The organism is Candidatus Symbiopectobacterium sp. NZEC135 (assembly GCF_025962695.1).
Genome location: NZ_JAGFPF010000459.1, coordinates 1 through 1,363, shown reverse-complemented (window position 1 = coordinate 1,363; position 1,363 = coordinate 1). Strand labels below are relative to the sequence as shown.

1 protein-coding gene and 1 pseudogene are annotated in these 1,363 nt (G+C 57.2%); one reads left to right on the top strand and one right to left on the bottom strand.

What is annotated here, in order from left to right:
- Positions 1-144: heme-binding protein (locus J5224_RS27870; RefSeq protein ID WP_264628369.1), on the top strand; the 144-nt coding region annotated here is incomplete at its 5' end.
- A 55-nt stretch (positions 145-199) separates the two neighbouring features.
- On the opposite strand, the pseudogene shiA reads toward J5224_RS27870, so the two are convergent.
- Positions 200-1,363, bottom strand: a pseudogene (gene shiA / locus J5224_RS27865) (shikimate transporter); the annotation flags it as partial.

Sequence of the window (1,363 nt, the reverse complement as noted above, 5' to 3'; positions counted from 1 at the left end):
TTACTGGCGGGCGGCGTGCCGGTGAAAGTGGGGGATCAAACCATTGGGGCGATTGGCATTGGCGGTGCGCCCTCGGGCAGCATCGACCAGCAGTGTGCGCTGGATGCGCTGGATGCAGCTAAAGGGCAACTCAGCGCAAAATAACCGGAGAGACCGTAACCTACAGCACCCGGCGTGGCGTTACGGTCTTTATTTTCTCTTAGTCGGTTGATTGCGGCTTCATACTCATCCCCACCACGGCAGAAATCAGGCATCCCATCGCCAGATAACCCGCTACGCCATACCAGGCACCGGAGAAGAGCTCCACCAGCAGCACGGCGATAAACGGCGTAAAGCCGCCACCCACCACGCTCGCGACCTGATAGCCGACGCCCGCACCGCTGTAACGGTAGGCAGTGCCAAACAGTTCGGTAAACATCGGTTGCTGTACGCTGACAATCATATCGTGTGCAATATTCGCCAGCAGAATGGCGAACAGCAGGATCAGCGCCGTGTTGTGATTCTCCAGCGCGATAAAGAACGGCACCGCACTGGCTGCACCGATCAGCGCCCCGGTGACATAAATACGACGACGGCCAAAGCTGTCCGCAAGCCAGGCAAGCTGATCGCACCTACCAGCAGACCGATATTCAGGAACATATCGCGCGACAGGCCTAAATGGGTGGTCGAGTAGTTAAGCGCGAATGCGGTAACGATATACATCGTCAACAGTTCGCCGAGGCGCAGTGCAATAATCAACAGGAAGGCTTTAGGGTGTTGACGCAGCGCTTCGAAAATCGGGAAGGAGCGGAGCTTATTGGCGCGATCTTCCAGCGTTTTATTCGCCTCAAACTCCTGCGATTCATCCATGCCGTTACGCACCCACCAGGCGATAGCGACCAGAATCAGGCTGAACAGGAACGGCAAGCGCCAACCCCAGGTGACAAACTCTTGGTTGCTGGTTAAATGACTCACCACCGATACCGACCCGGTTGCCAGCAGCAAGCCAACGCCAAAGCCGACCTGTACCCCGCTGCTGTAAAACGCTTTTCTTTTCTTGGGCGCGCTTTCCACCGCTAACAGCGCCGCGCCGCCCCACTCGCCACCGACAGCAAACCCTTGAATGGCGCGCAGGGTGACCAGCAACACCGGGGCCCACCAGCCGATAGAAGCGAATGAAGGTAACAGGCCGATTAGCGCGGTAGCAATACCCATCATCCACACGGTGATCATCAGCATGCGTTTACGGCCCAGGCGATCGCCAAAGTGCCCAAACACCATGCCGCCCAGCGGGCGGAACAAAAAGCCAACGCCAAAAGTCCCGAATGCCGCCAACGTTCCCATGGTCGGGCTTATCTGTGGGTAAAATTCAGTGTTAAACACC